The sequence below is a fragment of the Dehalococcoides sp. THU4 genome (assembly GCF_043231265.1).
Taxonomy (GTDB): Bacteria; Chloroflexota; Dehalococcoidia; order Dehalococcoidales; family Dehalococcoidaceae; genus Dehalococcoides; species Dehalococcoides mccartyi.
In genome coordinates, this window is record NZ_CP171266.1 from 174,740 (window position 1) to 195,123 (window position 20,384).

Sequence of the window (20,384 nt, forward strand, 5' to 3'; positions counted from 1 at the left end):
GGAGCACCGGGCTTTTTAATAAACTGCTATTTATAAACTAAATGTAATATGAAGATAACGGGCGTTCATCCAGGGTTATGGTGATAGTCCGCTCAATGCCGTTACGCTTAGTTTCAAGCACCACTGTATCTCCGGCATTCATCCTCCAGAGAAAGCGCAGCAGGTCTGAGAAAGATGTTACAGCCTGTCCGTTAAACTGGTAAATAACATCTCCATCCCTCAAACCGGCCAGGGCGGCTACACTGCCGGACTCAACATCCAGCACTTCAACCCCAGTTGAGGCTTCAGCACCGGGAAAGCCGGATATATCATCATAATAGTCGTCAATATCTATACCCAGATAGGGTTGACTGTAACTGCCGTCTGCCACCAGGCTTTCATAAATATGCCTGGCAGTAGCCACACTTATTGCAAAACCCATATTCTGGGCATCCAGAATACCGGCACTGTTTATACCTATGATTTGCCCCTGAAGGTTTATCATAGGGCCGCCGGAGTTACCCGGGTTTATAGCCGCATCTGTCTGGATTACATCAAAATAAGGCGTTTCATCTATGAAAAACCAGTTTTCCAGATTACTTACAATACCGGCGGTTACCGTCATGCCCCCATCAAGGGGAGATATGCTCAAAGGATAACCCAAAGCCACCACCGCATCACCCACTTTAAGGTTAGCGGGGTCACCGAAAGATGCCGCCTGCAGGCCGTCTGCATCTATTTTGACTACGGCTACATCCATAAAATCATCAGTCCAGAAATCATCGGCATCGTAAATCTGCTTATTGGGCAGGACTACGGTAACGTGGGTGGCATTTTCCACCACATGGCGGTTGGTAAGTATATAGCCGCGGCTGTCCATGATAGTCCCCGAACCGGAAACAGTACCTCTTTCACCGGTAGACGGGTCATAATAATCCACTTCTATATACACCACCGAAGCCATTACCGAAGCAATGGCATCCACCTGAGCTGTAGAAAGTTTCAACAGTTCGTCAACTTGCCCATCCAGAGTAGCCAAATGGCCATCTACAGCAGTCAGCTGGCTTTTAAGGGAACTTATATCAGTCCCGGCCTGACTAAGCTGGCTTTGCAAAGACGAAATTTGCCCCTGAGCTGTCTCAAGCTGGTCTTTCTGGTCAAGCAGGAGCACCGTGTTAAACGCACTTACCCCTACCAGTACCAGGCTGAGTAATACTCCTATCCATTTCTGGGCGGTAGTCATACCTCATCCTCCTTTAGATTATGCACATCTTATAATACCCTTTTGGGGTATATTTAGGAAAGGGATGCACAGCTATATTTTTTTAGCCCGGCAGATACAAGGCAAGAAAACTTAGAATATCATCTACCGGTATAACCAGATTTATATCTTCTATATCCTCGCCATAAGGTACTATCCCGGCAGAGGGTATACCTATCATAAGCCCAGCCATATTCACCATGCAACCGCCCGAATTGCCGGGGTTTATGGCCGCATCTGTCTGCACGTACAGATAACCTTCATAGGTGCGCATAGCCGAAACAATGCCCTTGGTGAAAGTAGCCGGCCCGGCCAGGTCAGTCCCCAGGGGAAACCCGGCTGCCACCACATCCATACCCACTTTTATATCCGCCATGGTTGCCAGAGTAACGGCAGGAAATTCCTGCCCGCCGGTGGCACTCATCCGCAGCAAAGCTATATCCCGGCCGGCGTCACTGCCTACCACACTGGCTGAGTATATAGCCCCTTCCATCAGGGTTACCCTGATAGTAGTTGCCCCTTCAATAACATGGTAATTGGTCAGTATAAAGCCCCGCTTATCAATAATAGTGCCGGAACCGGAAGCACTGAAATTGCGTCCGCTCACGTCTACCCGCACTATTGACGGTTCAATCAGGCTGACCACGTCAGCAACAGCACATACATGGCAGGTCAGGTCTGTATTTATCTGCTGAAGCTGGCTTTGCAGGTCAGAGAAATCCTGCTGCAGGCTGGAAATATCTCCGCCCAGGCTGTTTAGTGAAGCCAGGCTCTGGGTCAAAGAATTTATTTGGGTTTCAGCCTGGCTAAGCTGGTCGGATTTTTGAAAAAGCATCAGGGTATTAAACCCGGTAACCACCACCAGAAGGGCAATAACTGAAATACTTACCCAGCGAAATCTGGCACTTTCCACAGCTACCTCCGTTAGTATAAATTCAAACCGGATACTCTATAATAACTCTTTCAAATGCCGAAATGTTAAAACGCCGGAAAATAATTTCCCGGCAGTGTTCAAAACTTACTCTCTGGAAATAAAACAGGGGGCTGAAGAACAGCCCCCACCCCCCAACTCCTGCGATATTTTGCAGATTATCACACTGACTTTTTAAAATACACCTCGGCTGCATCTGCAATAAAAGCAGCCAGTCCGGGATGAATTTTGTCAAAAAAGGCCTTGAACTCAGGGTCATCCCGGTAACCTCTGGCCAGGCCAAGCAAGCCTTCGTCAGTATACCGGGCAAAGTTTTCAAGCCATTTCTGCCATTTGGATATCAGCTCCTGAGCGATAGGATGGGCAGGGCCACCCGGTATATTCTCAGCCAGTTCTTCAAATATAGACTGCCCCTGTGCCTGAAGCTCTGCCATTTTGGTTTTACCCATTTTTACCACCATCTCTTCGGAACGCTGCACTGTCTCTTCGCCATAACGGCGGCGGGCTTCACGGCGGTAATAATCAATCTTCTCCTGAGGCAGACCCCGATAATATTCATTTATTTCCATTTCTATTTTCCCTTCCAGACTGGATATAGTTTTCTGAATTGTATTTTGCAAATCTAAGAGCTGTTTTTCCCTGTCCTTTAGCAGACGGCTCTGGCGGCGCAGGTTTTCAAGCAGGCTGACAGCCGGGTCATCAACCAGCTTTTTTACCTCTTCCAGCGAAAACCCCAGCTCACGGTAAAAGAGTATCTGCTGAAGGCGCAAAGCCTCATCCCGGCCATACTGCCTGTAGCCGGCAGCAGTATAACTGCGGGGTTTCAGCAGTCCGTGCACATCATAAAAGCGCAGAGTGCGTATACTCACTCCGGCCATTTTGGCAAGTTCGCCCACTGTCAGCAGTTTTTCCATAACACTATCATAAAGCATTACCTAAGGTAATGGTCAAGAGCCAAGACTAGTCTAACTTTAACCTTGCCATTTTCCGGCCCAGAGTTTAATATTTGTGTATCACCGCGGCTTAGAGGAGAGACAATGGAAAAAGCACTGCTGGAAATAGAAGAAAAAGCCCGTCTGGCCAAAGCCGCTTCCCGCCCTTTAAGCTATGCTTCATCAGCTAAAAAAGACGCCGCCCTTAAAAATATTGCCGCCTGCCTGCTTAATAACGCCCCGGCCATACTGGAAGCTAATTTGAAAGACCAGACCGAAGCTAAAGCGGCGGGTATGGCTGCTGCCATGCTGGACCGTCTGGTTATTACCCAGAGCCGTCTGGAAGGGATTGCCAGAGATACTCTGGCTATTGCCGCCCTGCCTGACCCGGTGGGTGAAATATTTGATATGAACACCATGCCAAACGGACTGGTGATAGGTAAAAAAAGAGTGCCGCTGGGTGTTATTGCGGCTATTTATGAAAGCCGCCCCAATGTCACGGTGGATATTGCCGCTTTGTGCCTGAAAGCCGGAAATGCGGTTATCCTGCGCGGCGGCAAGGAAACTATCCATTCAAACACCATTCTGGCAAGGCTGATACGCCAGGCGGTTGAAGAGGCAGGCCTGCCCAAAGAAGCTGTCCAGTTTATAGAAAATACTGAGCATAGTCTGGTAAACCACCTGCTCAAGCTTTCAGGCCAGATAGATTTGGTCATACCCAGAGGCGGCGCCGGGCTGATTAGTTATGTTAAACAAAACTCGTTTATACCGGTGGTTGCCGGCGGCATAGGGGTAGTACATGTATACGTGGATGCAGATGCCAATATAGCTGATGCGGTAAACATAGCTTACAATTCCAAAGTACAGCGCCCCACCGTCTGCAACGCCATGGATACCCTGCTGGTACACAAAGATATAGCCGCCGCTTTCCTGCCGGTGGTTGCCGCCGAATGGAGCAAAGCCGGAGTGGAAATACGGGCAGATAAAACGGCTATGGAAATACTGGAAAATACCTCCGGCTGCAAGCTGGTACCCGCCACCGCAGATGACTGGGGCAAGGAATTTCTGGGGCTGGTTGCCGCCGTAAAGGTAGTAGACAGCTTGGACGAAGCTCTTTCGCATATTGCCAGATACGGCTCAGGGCATACCGAAAGCATAGTCACCCAGAACTATACCTCTTCACAGCGTTTTCTGAACGAAGTGGACGCAGCTGCCGTTATGGTAAATGCCTCCACCCGTTTTACAGACGGCTCACAGTTCGGGCTGGGAGCGGAACTGGGCATAAGCACCCAGAAGATGCACGCCCGCGGCCCCATGGGGCTTAAGGAGATAACCAGCTACAAATGGATAGTCTACGGGAACGGCCAGATACGGGGATAGCTTATTACGCTACTTTCGTAACTGAATATAATCTAAGGGGGGCTTTAAAGCCCCCCTTTTAAATATCTGCCACACGGCTGACTAAAGCTACGGCCGGGTAATACTATTCTGAATATCAAAAAGCTGCCGGATACCGGCTTCGCCCAGTTTAAGTACCTGGTCAAGGGTATCACGGGAAAAGGTTTTACCCTCAGCCGTACCCTGTATTTCCACAAACTCAGCCCGGTCATTCATAACCAGGTTAAAATCCACTTCGGCCTGAAAATCCTCATCGTAACAGGGGTCAAGCACGATATTGCCTTTAAAAATACTGACGCTGACCGCCGCCACCTGAGAAGTAAAGGGCATTTTGGAGAGGATACCCATATCTACCATCTTTTTAAACGCCAGATACAAGGCTATATAGGAACCGGTTATGGAAGCGGTGCGGGTACCGGCATCTGCCTGAATAACATCACAGTCTATAATAAAAGACCGCTCACCCAGAGCCGCTAAATCCACGCAGGAACGCAGGGAGCGGCCTATAAGACGCTGGATTTCCTGGCTCCGGCCGGATATTTTGCCGGCAGATGAATCCCTCTGGGTGCGGGTAACGGTGGAGCGGGGCAGCATGGAATATTCAGCCGTCACCCAGCCCGTACCGCTGTTACGCAGAAACTGGGGGACTTTATCTTCCATACTGACCGAGCAGATTACCCGGGTCTTACCCTGCTCTATCAAAACCGAACCCTCGGCAAAGCTCTGGAAACCGGGAGTAATTGTTATCGGCCTTAGCTGGTTGAAGTTGCGGCCATCACCTCTTTGCATGAATACAGACTCCATTTCTAAACTAGTTTATACCCGCAAGTATAACACCCTGAAGTAAACGGGGACAACGCAGCCGTTTATCCGCTCAGGCTTTCAAACGCCTCTTTAAGCAGGGGAACAGTAGCAAGGGAAGCTATTTCAGACGGCAAAACCCAGCGGAAATCAGTATGCTCCCAGTCTATCTTAGGCGGCCTGTCAATTTTCAGGTGAAAAGGGAAGGGGTGTATCTGCCAGCGGATACCCAGCGCAGTATCATGGTACTCAAATACCTGCCCTTCTTTGAGCAGCACCAGTTCTTCGGGAGTGTAACCGGTTTCCTCGGATATTTCAGTGTAAACCTGTGCAAGGGGTGAGGTATCCATATGCCCGGATACAGCCGCCCAGCACCCCCGGTAGCTTCCCACCCGCTGGCTGCGTTTAAATAAAAGCACTTTGCCATTTTTTATAAGAAAAGCGGTTACCACCGGCTGGATACGGGGCATGTTATTCACCAAAGGTATCTTCCAGGTATTCCTTCAGTATCTCTAAAACAGCCATAGCCGCCTGATATTTTATTTCCTCACGGCTGCCCGTAAAACGGCGTTCAAATGCTTTGATACCCTCCGGGGTGGCTAAACCCAAATAAAAAAGCCCCACCGGCTTGGACGGGGTTTCACCCCCCGGCCCGGCAATGCCGGTATCCGACAAACAAATATCGGCACCCAGCAACTGCCTGCCCCCCGAAGCCATCTGGCAGGCGGTTTCGGCACTCACCGCACCCTGGCTTTCCAGCGTTCGGGTGGATACACCTAGAAGTTTTTGCTTGATACTGTTAGAGTAACTGGTGACCGAGCCCAGATAATAAGCCGAACAGCCGGGGATATTGGTAATGGCGTGTGAAACCAGCCCGCCGGTTGCGGATTCCGTAACGCCCAAACTGAGCTTGCACTTATTAAGCAGCCGGCCTATTTCCCCTGCCAGAAGAGTTAGTTTATAATCTGGGTTATCAATCATAGTATTATATTACCTTTTAGAGGGTTTAATATGCCAGCCAAAGAAAGCCCGTTTAGGGTAAATTTAAAAATATTGCCTTCTGCCCAGAGGAATGAGCTGACCGGGTATGAAAATGGTCTGCTGAAAATCAGGATAGCTGCCCAACCGGAAAAGGGCAAGGCCAACAAAGCCCTGGTAGACTACCTGAGCAACCTTTTAGATACCCCGAAATCAGAAATAGAAATATGCCGCGGGCTTAGCGGCAGAAACAAAGTGGTAGCCTTTTACTCACTTAGTCAGGCAGATTTTGAGGCAAAGATTTCGGCAATTTTGCGGGGGTCTTAGCGTTCACCTTCACCACCACTACTTCGGCGGCCTTTTTCCGGGATATCCGGCTGTTTTTAACAGGCAAATCTATAATAAACCGCGTTCCCTGCCCCAGCTTGCTTTCAAGCTGTATCTTGCCGTCATGTTCCATAATAATACCGTAACACACACTCAGTCCCAGCCCCGTACCCCGGCTGTCTTCCTTAGTGGTGAAAAACGGGTCAAATACCTTTTCCGCAATTTCAGGTGAAATACCCGGCCCGTTATCTTCTATTATCATGCGGATATAATTGCCCATATTCTGGGTCTTAATAAGCAGTCTGCCCCGCCCGTGAGCCTGATACATGGCCTGTTCGGCATTAAGTATCATATTAATCAACACCTGCTGTATCTTGTAAAAATCCAGCAAAGTAGCCGGCAGATTTTCCGCCAGTTCCAGTTCCACCACTATATTCTGCACAACCAGCTCGTATTCACGCAGTTCCACAGATTTACGGATAATTTCATTAAGTCCGCACAGCTTCTTTTCCTGCTGGTAGCTGCGGGCAAATGTGCGCAGGTTATCTATTACCTTGGCCGCCCTCAGTGCTTCCGTATGGATACGCTCAATATCCCGGTGCTGTTCTTCGCTGGTACATTTACGGGCCAGTCTTTCCGAAAAACCGAGGATACTGGTAAGCGGGCTGTTTATTTCATGAGCTACTCCGGCTGTGAGCGCACCCACCGAGGCTAAGCGGCTGGAAAGATTAAGGTCTTTTTCTAATCTGCGTTGCTTCTCTTCAGCCTTTTTGCGTTCAGAAATATCCCGGATAGTTAAAAATACCAGATTTCTTTCATCCAGCTGGAATAAATGATAATGTATTTCTATAGGTACAGACCTGTTGTCTTTGGTCTTATACAGGTATTCTATTGAAAGGTAACGGCTTTCCAGCAGGTCCAGCCATACAGTCCGGTTTATATTGAAACACTCAAAACTGACATCCGCAGGCTGTATCCTTAAAAACTCTTCATGGGTATGGCCGAGGTAACGGCACATTTGCCCGTTGGCCTCCAGGAATTTGAGCGGCCTTCCTTCCCCGGAGGCTTCATAAACCGCCACCGCATCCAGCATATTATCTAAAAATAAATGAAAAAGTTCGGCTTTTTCCATCAGTAATTCCTACAAAATATACGGTATTCCCCGCCAAATCTGAGTAGCCCCGGAAGCAGTATCAATAGCGGCCTTCCCAGATACAGCCGGACTTTCTGACACCGCTTAATTTGCTCGGATATGTTTTACCCAGCTATACAGATTATTACGTCTTTTATTATACATGTTTAAAAATGCCTAATAAAGTACAGAGTTGAAAAGAAAAAGACCAGCCTGAGGCTGGTCTTCTTTTAGAGTAAAAAATTAAAACTATTTAAGCTTCGGGAGAAATGCGGAGAAAATTCTTGGTGGCGTTTATGATATCCATCTCACCGAAGGGCTTGTTCATAACACCAAAGGGACCTTGTGCCAATACTTTGGCCATAGTGTCGCTGTCAGGATAACCGGTTATGATAGTAACCGGCAGTTTAGGTTTGATGGCCCGAATCTTCTGGTAAAGTTCCGCCCCATTTAAACCGGGCATTTTGAGGTCAAGGAATACCAGGTCAAAGTCTTTACTTTGCAGCTGTTCCAGCGCTTCATCCCCGTTTTTGGCCATGCTGACCGCATGCCCCTGGTCTTCCAAAGTCTCTTTGAAAAGACTGCGCACTGTACCCTCATCATCAATAACCAGGACACTTGCCCTTACGCCAACCGCACTCTTGCGTAACCATTCGTCAATAGATGACTTGTCAAAACGCCAGCTATGGCTGACCTTCAACGCCGGAATAGCATTACGCTGGAGAAGACGGTAAATTGTTTTCTGGGTAACTCTGAGATATTCGGCTACTTCGCGAACAGTCATTAAATCAGCCATGATATTCTCCTAATCCTTTGTAACAATATATTTATACTCTTACAAGACTCTTTTTACATTATAGCAACTCGCTATGCAAAGGACAAATAGGGACAAAATCTTGAACATATTATATACACACTATGATAATCTGGTTACTATATCTTTACAGCCTGTTCTCAGCCCCAAATCACCCGAATCCCCGGAATAGCCTAATAATCCAGAAGTATCCGCCCAAACAGCCATGCTGTATCTTTAATCATGCCAAAGCTGATGTTACGTTTTTTAGGGTCAGTGTGTTATTATTGTAATCCAGTAAGGTATTTTAAAATAATATCCACCTGAGATACAAGTTAGATACACTGATAAAGGCAGGGTTTAGTTAGGGTGATTCGTAATATTACAATAAGCCAGACTACTAAAACTATTTTCCGCTGGGGAATTGTACTCGCAAGCATAGCCCTGCTCGGGTTGCCCATGATAATCAGCGCCGCCATTGTCCCGTACGTAAATTCAAGCCTGATAGCCCAGTATCAGGTAGGCAACATTCAGGGGCAGATAACTTTTAATCAGGCGGGCAAAGACCCTGAGGTTCTGGATATTTCAATCTGGTATCCCACCACCGGCCAGGGTTCTTTCTCTTTTGAGGGATTTGACGGCACACTGGCAGATTTCAGCGGCGGGCCGTATCCGCTTATTATTTTCAATCACGGACTGAACGCTAATGACATTGACCCCCTTTATCTTAAGGAGAGTCTGGTGGGACAGGGATATGTGGTGGCATCAGTAGAGTTTAATGACATGCCGTCAATAATTTTTTCAGATTATATCTCCACTACTCCCAGAACAGACTGGGATAACCGTACTGATAACCTTTTTTCAGCAGTAGACAATTTTTTCCGTGATAATTACCTTAACTACCTGGAAAATTACCGCATAAACCAGTCCCGTTTCAGTCTGGATTATGTACTGAATATGAATGAAAATCAGTCTTCGCCTTTTTACGGGCTGATAGATGCCGATAAAATAGGCATGGCCGGGCACTCACTGGGGGGGCTGACTACGCTCTCTCTTAGCGGTGCCCACCCTGACCCGGCGGTGGCTGATCCGCGGATAAAAGCCATAATCCTGCTGGCCACACCGGCTTATCCCTTTGAGAACAATCTGGACAATGTGAATATTCCGGTTATGGTTATGCGGGGGGATTATGACCTGATGATGACCAGTGCCGAAGATGACCTCTGGGTAACTGACCAGGGGCTTAGCGCACCTAAATTCTTTCTGGTGGTCAGCCAGTCCCATCACTTTACCTTCAGCCAGTCACCTTACAGCATTTCAGACCCGCTGCCGCATGTAAACCATGACGGGCGGATTGAAGTCATTATGACTTACAGTCTGGCTTTTATGAACTACTATCTGAAAGGTGATGCAGATGCCCTTAAGGTACTGGAAAACCAGGACCCCATGCTGGCCCAGTATTATTACGAACTGGAATAGGTTTTCTATCCCTGCCTTTTAAAAAACCTCCGGGGGTAAATAAAAAGCCCTGCTTTTAAAAGCAGGGCTTTGTTTAGTTTCTTAAACTAGTGCCTATCTGCCGCCTTTTACGCGATTGTAGCAATTGCTGCAATACACGGGGCGACCTTGGCGGGGTTCAAAGGGAACCTCGGTGTCCTGACCGCACTGAGCGCAGACAGCCTGGAACATCTGGCGAGCAGGACCTCTGCTCATACCCCCGAAACCACCGGTCGAACCGCCTCTTTCAGCCTTGCGGGCCTGGCGGCAGCTAACGCAGCGCTTGGGATCATTGGTGTAGCCGCGGGAAGCATAAAGCTCCTGCTCTGAAGCTGTAAAGGTGAATGAAGCGCCACAATCAGCACACTGGATTTCTTTATCCTGGTAAGCCAATCTGGATGACCTCCTCTCTGAAAATAGTTGGCTAGAGTTGCGGTCATCCAAAGTGAAGGGTTAACCGATGAGACAACCTGTGTTCTAAACCACCGAAGGTAATTATACAATTGTGCCTGGCTATTTACAAATACCAATTTGACCTTTTTGCCATATTTTCCTGAAAAGAGTAAAATATTTCTCTAAGCAGTGAATAATAAAGCAGTAAAGACAAATTTGAATAACCTTTTTATCCATATCCCCTACGGCTTACGCCAGCGTTACCGACTGGTTTCTTCCGTTTAATTCCCGCTTGTTCATTCTTTTGTGATTTGCAGGGCGAAGTATGCCCTGGTAACCAGGCTATTTTCAGGAGAAAGATTTTGGAAAACTACCAGAGAACCGATATCCGTAATATTGCTATTATTGCCCACGTAGACCACGGCAAAACCAGCCTAGTAGACGTGATGCTTAAACAAAGCCGCATTTTCCGTGAAAACCAGCACGTTGGCGAGCTTATTATGGACCGAAACACCCTTGAACGGGAAAAAGGCATCACTATTCTGGCCAAAAACACCGCCATAACCTACCGCGGAGTAAAGATAAACATCATTGATACTCCCGGACACGCTGACTTTTCGGGTGAGGTTGAGCGGGTACTGAATATGGCAGACGGCTGTCTCTTGGTGATTGACAGTATAGACGGCCCTATGCCCCAAACCCGTTTTGTGCTTAAGGAAGCCATGCAGAAAAAGCTGAAGCCTATTGTAGTTATAAACAAGATAGACCGCGAAAATGCCCGCCCTGAAATAGTGCTGGGGCTGGTACAGGACTTGTTTCTGGAGCTGGCTACCACCGAGGAACAGCTGGACTTCCCGGTAGTTTATACCTCTGCCCGCGAAGGGTATGCCGTAAATACCCCCGGTACAAAAAGCACTGACCTTATCCCCCTGTTTGAGTGCATACTGGATAAAATCCCCCCGCCCAGCATCGCCCAGGGTGAATTCCAAATGCTTATTTCCAACCTGGATTATGATACCCACAAAGGGCGGATAGCTATCGGACGCATTCAGCGGGGTAAAATATGCTCCCATGACCGGGTAGTTAATATAGATTCCCAAAATAAAGCTCACCCTTTTGAAGTGGGTCAGGTATTTACCTTTATGGGATTGGGCAAACAGGAAGTGGAATGTGCCGAAGCGGGTGAGATAGTGGCCATTACCGGGCTGGAAAACGCCTCAATAGGTGATACCGTCACCAGTCCTCTCCAGCCTGAGGCCCTGCCCCGCATTGAAATAGGCGAACCTACTGTCAGAATGACTTTCGGGGTCAATACCTCACCTTTCGGGGGGCGGGAAGGTAAATTCTGCACCTCACGCCAGCTTCGGGAAAGGCTTTTCCGTGAACTGGAGACCAATATAGGGTTGAGGGTTGAGGAAACGGATTCGCCGGACTCATTCTTGATTTCCGGGCGGGGCGAACTCCACCTGTCCATCCTGGTAGAGACCATGCGCCGCGAAGGGTACGAATTTGAAATATCCAAACCCGAAGCCATCACGAAAGATATAAACGGCAAAGTCTATGAGCCGGTGGAAACGCTGACGATAGATGTCCGCGAGGATTTTGTGGGAGAGGTCACCGAACTTCTGGGTAAACGCCAGGCCCGCATGACTGATATGCACAATGACGGCGAAGGAAACGTAAGGCTGGAATACAATATACCCACCCGCGGTCTTATCGGCTTCCGCAACTCGTTCCTGACAGCTACCAGAGGCACAGGCGTACTGAACAGCCAGTTTCTGGATTTTCAACCCTGGTGCGGTGAAATAGAGCAAAGCCGGACCGGCGCATTGGTGGCAGCCGAAGCAGGCTTGTCCTGCACTTACGGGCTTAATAACTCGCAGGAACGGGGCATACTGATGATAGATGCCAATGTACCTGTTTACGAGGGCATGATAGTCGGCCTGCATGCCAGAGGGCTTGACCTGGCGGTAAATGTCTGCAAGCAGAAAAAGATGACTAATATCCGTTCGTCAACCTCGGACATTGCCATAAAACTGGTGCCGCCTATGAAACTCAGCCTTGAGCAGTCTATGGATTTTATCGCCGAAGATGAGCTGGTTGAGGTAACTCCCAAAAGTATCCGCCTGCGGAAGAAGATACTGGATACCGAAATGCGGCTTAGGGCTCGCAAACGCACTGAAAATAATTAGCCGTATTTGGGCTGATAGCCTTTACCAGGGGGCAATCTAAAGTTGCCCCTTTTGTATGAAACGAGGTGGTTTTAAGCAGGGTAGACAGCTATCCGATACAGGTCTTTTAAGCTTCTTTTGCCATATAAAACCGTCCGCCCCTCTTTGTGGAGGGGCGGCACTCATTTACCCGGCTTGTACTGTTAAATCTTAGAGAGTACTAGCTTATACCTGAAAAAATTTTATTTATCCAGTGCCCGTTGGTCAGATTCATGTTTAACCGAAATTGAGGTGGAAGCATCGGATATATCTACCTTGTTGGTTTCTTTAATAAACATGAAACCAACTACCATACAGATACCGGCAATAGCCATCGGCCACCACAATCCGGCAAAGTCATTTCCGGTGGCATTGATAAGTATCAAACCTATCATAGGCACCAGACCACCAAAGACGCCGTTACCCAGATGGTAAGGCAAAGACATAGAGGTGTAACGTATCTTGGTGGGGAACAGCTCTACCAGGAAGGCGGCAATAGGCCCGTAAACCATAGTCACGTAAATTACCTGGATAAATACCAGGATACCCAGCATGACAGGGTTATAGCCTATATAACCGAACAGGAAGTGCTGGCCGGGGTCTGTAGGCGCAAAGGCCGCCATCAGGCCGTAAATGGGATAGTAAGTCAGCACCGCCAGAAGCATACCGGTAAGCATTACCTTTTTCCGGCCTATCCGGTCTGAGAGAGACCCGAAGAAGACAAAAAACGGCATGGATAGCAGCAGCGCCGCACCGACTATCAGGTTGGAATCAATCAGAGGTGTATCAAATATTTTCTGCAGATAGAACAGCGCATAGAATTGACCTGTGTACCAGACCACGCCCTGACCCATGGTAGCCCCGAACAGGGCTATCAGAACCCAGCGCAGGTTATAAGGATTAGCAAAGCTTTCCTTGAGCGGGTTTTTGGAAACAGCTTTGGTATCCTTCAGCTGCTGGAACAGAGGAGATTCTTTTAAAGCACTGCGTATCCAGAGTGACAGCGCCACCAGTAATATGGAAGCCATGAACGGCAGACGCCAGCCCCATTCGTTGAAGTCTGCTTCTCCCAGACCCATACGGGTGACTAAGATGACACCCAGGGAGATAAGCAAACCCAGTGTAGCTGTAGTCTGAATCCAGCTGGTGTAATAACCACGCTTTCCCTGCGGAGCATGTTCAGCCACAAAGGTAGCCGCACCGCCGTACTGACCACCCAAGGCCAGACCTTGCAGAATACGCATGGTAATAAGGATTATACCTGCCCAGGCACCCAGCACGTCCTGAGTGGGCAATAAACCAATGAGGAAGGTGCACGAGCCCATGATGGTAATTGTAATAAGATAAGTAAATTTGCGGCCAACCAGGTCACCTATCCGGCCGAAAACTATAGCACCGAACGGGCGAACCAGAAAACCGACAGCAAACGTGCCCAGCCAAGCGATAATATCGCCGATGGGGGTACCGGTATTATAGAATTTGCTGGCAATGGTAGTTGCCAAAGCACCGAAGATATAGAAGTCATACCATTCTATAACCGTACCGGCAGAGGAAGCGAATATTACCTTCCATATGCCTTTTGGAGTGGGGGGGCTAGATGTTTGCATCATATGTCCCTCCTATACAGTTCTCTTTTAATTTATTTGTTAATTGCCTTGCCGCCCAGGACAAGCAGATTATTCGCTTGAGCGGATAAGCATAATGGGAATATTGGAGTGGCGGACAACCCGTTCGGCTACGCTTCCCAGTAACCAGCGGGCAGCACCGCTTCTTCCGTGCGTGGACATGGCAATCACGTCCACCTTCTCTTCCTCTGCTGTTTTCAGTATAACTTCAGCTGCTCCGCCTTCCCTTAACAGAACCCTGACGTCATACCCTTCGCTTTTAAGTTTGTTTCCAATACTGGCCATATATTCTTTGCCGGTATCTACCTGTTCGTTTACCGAAATAGCGGCAATGGCAGGGTCAGAAAATGCAAACTCCATAGCGGGGTTGGAGACCACATTTATAAGCAGAATCTGGCTACCCTCGGAAAAGGCTAAGGCCTTAGCATGAGGTAATACTCCTTCAGCAACCTTTGAACCGTCCAACGGAACCAGGATCTTTTTGTACATTCATTACCTCCTGATATTACTGGTCTTTGTATATATTAGCGGAAAAGACCTGCTTTTGCGGTTTCCAAATCCGACTGGATTTTACCTGTTTCTGCCGTTTATATTCCTTTAAACCATAAAATGAGAGAATACTACTCCCCTTCTATTTGTCGGAATTTTTCGGCAAACCAGAAATATACTACCAATCAGTCAAGTGCTGTGATTACAGCAGACAGAGGCACCCTGCGTATACTGAAAAGTTATCAGTACCCGCAGAATAGAATAAGAGAAAAGTTGCTCATGCTTTCCGACCTCCTTAAGATTTACTCAGACAGTTAATGGATAACTATGCCGGGGTAAATTCGGGAACCTTCTCCTATTGGAGAACCAGGGAAGCAGAGAAATAAGAAGTGCCAACAGAATAACCCAATTCAATAAATAATGTCAAATTTAGCCTGCAAACAGGCTTTTTAAAGCAATTTCACAGCTAAAACAGATGTAAAATACGGCACGTCGGCCAAAAAAACGGCCTTTCAAAGCGGATTATATAATTTCAGGCAAATATATAGCGCATTAAAAAAGGACGGCAGTCACCCCCTCCGGATTAACTGCCGTCTGTTCTGCCTCAATCCGGGTTACGTATGCACCCGGTAAGGCCCGAACAACTATATTATTTGGGCGGAAGTAACACTTTGTCAATAACGTGTATCAAACCATTTGAGGTTTCTATATCTTTGGTGATAACGTGAGAGGTATTTACAGCCAGCGTTTTGCCCGAAATCCAAATCTCCACCGGCTTATCCAGAGCCGTATTGGTGGAATAGAGTTTACTCAAATCTTCTACCGTATGCCGGCCGGGTATGATGTGATAAAGCAGCACAGACTTTAATTCAGACTCATTTTCCATCAGGTAATCCAGCATACCCTCAGGCATTTGGGTAAAAGCATCGTTGTCAGGTGCCAGTATGGTGAAAGGCCCTCCCCGAAGAATATCTATAAGCCCAACCTGGGTAACTGCTTTGCACAAGGACGAAAGGCGCACATTTGCCGCTGCGGTATCAACCAGATCCATCATAGCTCTATCCTTTCAGGTTATTTTACCCCTCCACCCTAAGTTTAAGCACCGGACTGACAGAAAGTAAATACCCTTTAACCCGTCAAATATATTTTTTATTATGTAAGTTATTCCGGCAGACTGTGCCTGCCCTAAGCAGATTACGGGAATACGCACCAATATTTTGCCTTTATTATTTAGAGCTAAAATGAGAAAATATGGCGTTCATCAAAAGACTGGAGTAATAAATTGGATAACAAGACAAAACTGAAACTTTGCCTGCTGGCTGGTGCAGCTGATGAGTTAAACCTGAAATGGGCAAATTATTTTGCCAAACGCGGACATGAAGTACATATATTCAGCCATGACCAAGTAAAAGACGGGACGGCACTGGATAAGGGAATCCGTTTTCACCATCTGCTATTCCCGGTGAAATACCCGCTTACTTATCTGACATTTTTTCAGGCTCAGCTTTCGCTGATGTCTCTCAAGCCGGATATTATTCATGCTATAAATATGTCTGATTACGGCATACTGGCCGGTCTGGTCTGCCGTATAGGCCGCTTAAAGCCTATTACCCTGACAGCAGTCGGTACTGATATACTGCATGACGCCCATACCAACCATGGCTGGGCTATCAAACACGTACTGCCGCTCTCAAAAGTGGTCACCTGTGATACAGACGAAATAGCCCTGGATATGGTCAAGCTGGGTATGAAAGAAGACCATATATTCCTTATGTCCCGCAGCGGGGAACTGGATTTATCCCGTCTGGAAGCTACCTACCTTGCTATGCGGAAAACCCGCCGATAGTACTTCTGACGGTCAGAAACAAGCGCTTTACCCCGCAGATATAAAAGAGGGCGGCAGTACGTACTGCCGCCCTCTTAAGTACTACAAAACCGGATTACTTAACCGAATCTTTAAACTCAAGCCCCAGGTGGAAACCCTTGTTCTTTTCCTCATAACCCTTGATACCCAATAATTTTTCCAGCCAGAGCTTGGTTTCCACATAAGCTTCCTGGGCTATTTCGTGGCGGGGCTGGCTGAAAGTGCCGGATTCTTTTTTGGCTGAGTGAATTTCCTTTAGTTTAGCTTCAATCTCATTCAGCCATTTAGCTTTGTCAGCTGCAGTATCCGGATTAAATGTTTCACCGTTTTTCAGATGAAATGCATCTGTATACATGCCTGCAGCCACTTTAGCATACTGCTCATTTAAAACGTAGCGTGTAGCTTCTCCAAGTGTGAGTTCCATGTATCCTCCTAGAAATCTTTGTATTAAATAACAGCCGCCAAACGGAAACCCGCCAACACCCCGGAGTAACTGCCTGTCTTATATAAGCAAACACTCCGCCGGCAGACTGTCACCCATTTTTGAACGTTATATTATATGCCATACAGTACAATCTCTCAAGACATAAATTAAATATCCGCCGAAGGAATAAGACCAAACCGAAGCCAATACGCATACTGCCAGACTGAACTCAGGATATAACGGTTATCCCCGGAAAAGCTACTTAGGTACCATCAGACTCTAAAATAAGTACTTACACTTATTTATTCACCAATATTTATTTGTTTATAATGGTTTAAATAAATAACTCTGAGGAGGCATTTATGGCATCTAAATTTGAGCTTTTCACAGACAAAAAAGGTGAATTCCGCTGGAGGTTAATAGCCAGCAACGGGCAGACGATTGCGGATTCCGGTGAAGGTTACACTACCCGTGCCAATGCCCTTAACGGGGTTGAATCCGTCAAGAAAAATGCACCTACCGCCCCGATTGTAGACATCAGCCAGTCATAAACCGTTATATATTCACCAAAGAAAGCGGCGGGTCTATAGCCCGCCGCTAATTTTTGATTTACGTATAACCCGCCAAAATGTTTAAAGGTCAAAGACCGTTTTGCCCTAAAAACTCCCGCAGCAGGCTGTTAAACTCCGCCGGTTTTTCCAAAGCTGGCAAATGCCCGGCCTGCTTTATTTCCTGGAAAGACGCCCGCGGAATGGACTTAACAAATCTGTCCCCGATGGTATGCATATCAGGGACATCATGTTCACCTACCAGTACCAGCGTAGGTATTTTAAGGCTAAGGTAATCTTCGGCCTCAGGGCGTTTTAACCTTTGTTCCCGTTTACCGCCAACTACTGCCTGATAGTTTTCTTCCAGCATTTTCTTGCACAACCGGTAGACACCCTTGTCTATATCTGCGTCTGTCCGGCTGTTACCGACCAGCCAAATTTGCAGATAAAGCTCTATGGCTTGGGTTTTCTGTCCAAGCGAAATCAGCTCTTCCAGCTGGCGGTCAAGGTCTAAAAATTTTTCATCTGTATTGCGGTAACCGCGCATACACGGGTCTACCAGCACCAGGGCGGAAACCATATCCGGGTGGAGCAGAGCCAAATCCAGAGCATACGTACCCCCTACCGAGTTACCCGCAAGCACCGCTTTATCTATCCGCAAAAGATGAAGCAACTCCAGCACGTCACGGTAGTAGTTAAAAATATCATCGGTAATAACACTCTGACCGTAACCGCGCATATCCGGCGCAATTACATGATAGTCTTTGGCAAATTCGCGAAGCTGGTTATGCCAAGAACGGCTGTCAGTAATACCGGCGTGCATAAAAACCAGCGCCGGGCCGCTGCCTGCTTCCCAGTAGGATAAATCTACCCCCGGCAAACGGGCTATCTGAGGTGCAAATTCATTTTCAGCTGTCATCCTGTTTTTCTCCTGTAGTTGTATCAGCTTTAGCATTTCCCCACCAGGCACGCAGCCTGTTTACAATATTAAGTTCATAACCCAGTTTACCCGGAAAATAAAAACGGCTGTTCTTGATAGCTTCGGGCAGATTTTGCTGCTTTACAAAGTGGTTTTGATAGTTATGGGCATATTTATAATCTTTGCCATAACCCAGGTCCTTCATAAGGCCGGTTGGGGCATTGCGAAGGTGGAGCGGCACATCTGCCTGAGGGTTTCGGGCTATTTCCTTCTGGACACTGGAATAAGCCGTATATACGGAATTGCTTTTGGGTGAGGCAGCCAGATAAATAACCGCTTCGGCCAGTGCCAGTTTGCCTTCGGGCATACCCAAGAAATGGACTGCCTGCTGGGCGGCCATAGCTACCACCAGCCCTTGCGGGTCAGCCAGACCCACGTCTTCGGTGGCAAAACGGATTACCCGGCGGGCAATATATAAAGGGTCTTCTCCCGCTTCCAGCATCCTGCCCAGCCAGTAAACAGCCGCATCCGGGTCAGAGCCTCTCATAGTTTTGTGCAGGGCTGAAATCAAATCGTAGTGCTGTTCACCGCTTTTATCATACCGCAGGCTTTTCTTCTGGGCGGCATCTTCAACCTGGGGCAAGCCTACCACCCTCCAGCCGTCTTTGTCAGGCGGGGTGGTCATAACCGCCAATTCCAGTATATTTAAAGCAATACGGGCATCACCCTGAGCAAAACTGCTGATATGCTTTTCGGCCTCCTCAAGCAGTCTGGCATGGTAATTCCCCAAACCGCTTGGGTCTTCCAAAGAACGCTTGAGGATAAGCGATATTTCTTTCTCCGAAAGGGGATTTAAGACATATACCTGAGCGCGGGAAAGCAGGGCGGAATTCACCTCAAACGAGGGGTTTTCAGTAGTGGCACCGATAAGCACCACTGTGCCATCCTCTACATAGGGCAGAATGGCATCCTGCTGGGATTTGTTGAAACGGTGGATTTCATCTATAAAAAGGATAGTCCGCCTGCGTTCAAATTTCAGGCGTTCACGGGCTTCCTCTACTACCCGCCGCAAGTCCGCCACCCCAGCTGAAACGGCACTCAGGGCCGAAAAATGGGCATCTAGACGGCGGGCAATTATATTCGCCAGGGTAGTTTTACCTGAACCCGGCGGCCCCCAGAAAATGAGCGAGGGTATTTTGTCACCCTCTATGGCCAGTCTGAGGGCGCGGCCTTCACCTATAAGGTGGTCCTGCCCCACAAATTCAGACAGCCCCTCCGGGCGCATTCTGGCAGCCAGCGGAGACTGGCTTTTTTTCAGTTTTTCAGCCCCGGCATCAAAAAGATCCATAATTCTTTCCGGCATGTTTACTGGCTATCAAAAGCACCTCATCCGGACGGTTGGTAGAAATAACCAGTTTGCGGTATTTGCTGTTTACCAGGTTTATGGAAACTGTAGGCGTTTTGGGAGTGATACAAACCAGTATCCGCCCCTTTTTATCCCAGGTCATACGCACGCCATAACCGCCGTAAAAATCACGGTTACGGCCGTTTATTTCAGCCGATTCCACATCCAGCCAGGGGAAAAAGCGCTTGAAATAACCGAAACGTATATAAATACCTTCGGTAGAAAGGCTGATAAACATTTTGCGCATATTGTAGACCAGCAGTGTCACACCCAGCATGACCAGAGCCATAAGCATTATCAGCCAGTAAGGCACCCTATCAGTTGGGGTAGGCGGGTTGATAGCTAAATACCCCAGCAATGATACCACCCCCAAACCCACAGCCGCCTCAATAATGGCCATAATCTCCATAACCTTGAAACGCAGTTCTTCCGAATATATCTCACTGGCGTAAAGAAGCCGGTTATCTACCTTTGACAT

22 protein-coding genes are annotated in these 20,384 nt (G+C 47.8%); 6 read left to right on the forward strand and 16 right to left on the reverse strand.

All coding sequences use genetic code 11. The features are described from left to right. Positions 1 to 37: 37 nt before the first annotated feature. The 3 genes from ACE6F3_RS00910 to ACE6F3_RS00920 form a co-directional block, all read right to left on the reverse strand. Positions 38 to 1,222 carry a trypsin-like peptidase domain-containing protein gene (locus ACE6F3_RS00910; protein WP_332445452.1) on the reverse strand — a complete coding sequence of 395 codons (1,185 nt, stop codon included), beginning with the start codon at positions 1,220 to 1,222 and terminating at the stop codon, positions 38 to 40. Positions 1,223 to 1,304: 82 nt separating this feature from the next. Beyond that, complete coding sequence (locus tag ACE6F3_RS00915) at positions 1,305 to 2,153, reverse strand: trypsin-like peptidase domain-containing protein (RefSeq protein WP_332445451.1); 849 nt, start codon at positions 2,151 to 2,153, stop codon at positions 1,305 to 1,307. 179 nt (positions 2,154 to 2,332) lie between these two features. Beyond that, positions 2,333 to 3,103: a MerR family transcriptional regulator gene (locus tag ACE6F3_RS00920; protein WP_332445450.1), complete on the reverse strand. Its 771-nt coding sequence runs from the start codon at positions 3,101 to 3,103 to the stop codon at positions 2,333 to 2,335. Positions 3,104 to 3,208: 105 nt separating this feature from the next. On the opposite strand from ACE6F3_RS00920, the gene ACE6F3_RS00925 reads away from it, so the two are divergent. Continuing rightward, a complete protein-coding gene (locus ACE6F3_RS00925; protein WP_332445449.1) occupies positions 3,209 to 4,483 on the forward strand; it encodes a glutamate-5-semialdehyde dehydrogenase in 1,275 nt (424 codons plus the stop codon). 87 nt (positions 4,484 to 4,570) lie between these two features. Here the strand turns inward: ACE6F3_RS00925 and rph are convergent, their stop codons facing one another. The 3 genes from rph to ACE6F3_RS00940 form a co-directional block, all read right to left on the reverse strand. Beyond that, positions 4,571 to 5,290, reverse strand: coding sequence for a ribonuclease PH (gene rph, locus ACE6F3_RS00930; RefSeq protein WP_077975519.1), 720 nt, complete (start codon positions 5,288 to 5,290; stop codon positions 4,571 to 4,573). Between the two features lie 77 nt (positions 5,291 to 5,367). Then, positions 5,368 to 5,772 carry an NUDIX pyrophosphatase gene (locus ACE6F3_RS00935; protein ID WP_279116067.1) on the reverse strand — a complete coding sequence of 135 codons (405 nt, stop codon included), beginning with the start codon at positions 5,770 to 5,772 and terminating at the stop codon, positions 5,368 to 5,370. Between the two features lies 1 nt (position 5,773). After that, the gene (locus ACE6F3_RS00940) at positions 5,774 to 6,283 is read right to left on the reverse strand and encodes a CinA family protein (RefSeq protein WP_279115362.1); all 510 of its coding nucleotides are present in this window, start codon (positions 6,281 to 6,283) and stop codon (positions 5,774 to 5,776) included. Positions 6,284 to 6,313: 30 nt separating this feature from the next. Between ACE6F3_RS00940 and ACE6F3_RS00945 the strand changes: the two genes are divergently transcribed. Next, the gene (locus ACE6F3_RS00945; RefSeq protein WP_278532479.1) at positions 6,314 to 6,607 is read left to right on the forward strand and encodes a DUF167 domain-containing protein; all 294 of its coding nucleotides are present in this window, start codon (positions 6,314 to 6,316) and stop codon (positions 6,605 to 6,607) included. On the opposite strand, the gene ACE6F3_RS00950 is transcribed toward ACE6F3_RS00945, so the two are convergent. Further along, a complete protein-coding gene (locus ACE6F3_RS00950) occupies positions 6,555 to 7,739 on the reverse strand; it encodes a nitrogen regulation protein NR(II) (protein ID WP_279115360.1) in 1,185 nt (394 codons plus the stop codon). The two genes, ACE6F3_RS00945 and ACE6F3_RS00950, sit on opposite strands and share 53 nt — an antisense overlap. A 253-nt stretch (positions 7,740 to 7,992) precedes the next feature. Next, complete coding sequence (locus tag ACE6F3_RS00955; protein WP_279115358.1) at positions 7,993 to 8,535, reverse strand: response regulator; 543 nt, start codon at positions 8,533 to 8,535, stop codon at positions 7,993 to 7,995. Between the two features lie 366 nt (positions 8,536 to 8,901). On the opposite strand from ACE6F3_RS00955, the gene ACE6F3_RS00960 reads away from it, so the two are divergent. Beyond that, on the forward strand, positions 8,902 to 10,011 hold the full coding sequence (locus ACE6F3_RS00960; RefSeq protein ID WP_324664505.1) for a dienelactone hydrolase: 1,110 nt from the start codon (positions 8,902 to 8,904) through the stop codon (positions 10,009 to 10,011). 93 nt (positions 10,012 to 10,104) lie between these two features. On the opposite strand, the gene ACE6F3_RS00965 is transcribed toward ACE6F3_RS00960, so the two are convergent. Then, entirely contained in the window at positions 10,105 to 10,422 is a 318-nt protein-coding gene (locus tag ACE6F3_RS00965; protein WP_010936985.1) for a zinc-ribbon domain containing protein, read from the reverse strand. Positions 10,423 to 10,784: 362 nt separating this feature from the next. On the opposite strand from ACE6F3_RS00965, the gene typA reads away from it, so the two are divergent. Beyond that, a complete protein-coding gene (gene typA / locus ACE6F3_RS00970) occupies positions 10,785 to 12,614 on the forward strand; it encodes a translational GTPase TypA (RefSeq protein ID WP_278532477.1) in 1,830 nt (609 codons plus the stop codon). A 221-nt stretch (positions 12,615 to 12,835) separates the two neighbouring features. Here the strand turns inward: typA and ACE6F3_RS00975 are convergent, their stop codons facing one another. From ACE6F3_RS00975 to ACE6F3_RS00985, 3 genes are all read right to left on the reverse strand, one after another. After that, positions 12,836 to 14,242, reverse strand: a complete 1,407-nt coding sequence (locus ACE6F3_RS00975; protein ID WP_052470946.1) for an MFS transporter — start codon at positions 14,240 to 14,242, stop codon at positions 12,836 to 12,838. 66 nt (positions 14,243 to 14,308) lie between these two features. Further along, positions 14,309 to 14,746 carry a universal stress protein gene (locus ACE6F3_RS00980; protein WP_041342814.1) on the reverse strand — a complete coding sequence of 146 codons (438 nt, stop codon included), beginning with the start codon at positions 14,744 to 14,746 and terminating at the stop codon, positions 14,309 to 14,311. 649 nt (positions 14,747 to 15,395) lie between these two features. Further along, positions 15,396 to 15,800: a fasciclin domain-containing protein gene (locus tag ACE6F3_RS00985; protein ID WP_278532475.1), complete on the reverse strand. Its 405-nt coding sequence runs from the start codon at positions 15,798 to 15,800 to the stop codon at positions 15,396 to 15,398. A gap of 228 nt (positions 15,801 to 16,028) precedes the next feature. On the opposite strand from ACE6F3_RS00985, the gene ACE6F3_RS00990 reads away from it, so the two are divergent. Next, positions 16,029 to 16,592 carry a glycosyltransferase gene (locus ACE6F3_RS00990; RefSeq protein ID WP_279115341.1) on the forward strand — a complete coding sequence of 188 codons (564 nt, stop codon included), beginning with the start codon at positions 16,029 to 16,031 and terminating at the stop codon, positions 16,590 to 16,592. 94 nt (positions 16,593 to 16,686) lie between these two features. Here the strand turns inward: ACE6F3_RS00990 and ACE6F3_RS00995 are convergent, their stop codons facing one another. Beyond that, on the reverse strand, positions 16,687 to 17,034 hold the full coding sequence (locus ACE6F3_RS00995; protein ID WP_010936995.1) for a hypothetical protein: 348 nt from the start codon (positions 17,032 to 17,034) through the stop codon (positions 16,687 to 16,689). 362 nt (positions 17,035 to 17,396) lie between these two features. Here ACE6F3_RS00995 and ACE6F3_RS01000 point away from each other — a divergent pair, with 362 nt between their 5' ends. After that, positions 17,397 to 17,585: a YegP family protein gene (locus ACE6F3_RS01000; protein WP_279115338.1), complete on the forward strand. Its 189-nt coding sequence runs from the start codon at positions 17,397 to 17,399 to the stop codon at positions 17,583 to 17,585. An 88-nt stretch (positions 17,586 to 17,673) separates the two neighbouring features. Here ACE6F3_RS01000 and ACE6F3_RS01005 read toward each other — a convergent pair whose 3' ends face one another. Genes ACE6F3_RS01005 through ACE6F3_RS01015 form a run of 3 tightly spaced genes read right to left on the reverse strand, consistent with a single transcriptional unit; the run spans position 17,674 to position 20,384 of the window. Further along, positions 17,674 to 18,501, reverse strand: a complete 828-nt coding sequence (locus ACE6F3_RS01005) for an alpha/beta fold hydrolase (RefSeq protein ID WP_279115336.1) — start codon at positions 18,499 to 18,501, stop codon at positions 17,674 to 17,676. Further along, a complete protein-coding gene (locus tag ACE6F3_RS01010) occupies positions 18,491 to 19,864 on the reverse strand; it encodes a replication-associated recombination protein A (protein ID WP_010936998.1) in 1,374 nt (457 codons plus the stop codon). The genes ACE6F3_RS01005 and ACE6F3_RS01010 overlap by 11 nt, the downstream gene beginning before the upstream one ends. Continuing rightward, complete coding sequence (locus ACE6F3_RS01015; RefSeq protein WP_010936999.1) at positions 19,836 to 20,384, reverse strand: hypothetical protein; 549 nt, start codon at positions 20,382 to 20,384, stop codon at positions 19,836 to 19,838. The genes ACE6F3_RS01010 and ACE6F3_RS01015 overlap by 29 nt, the downstream gene beginning before the upstream one ends.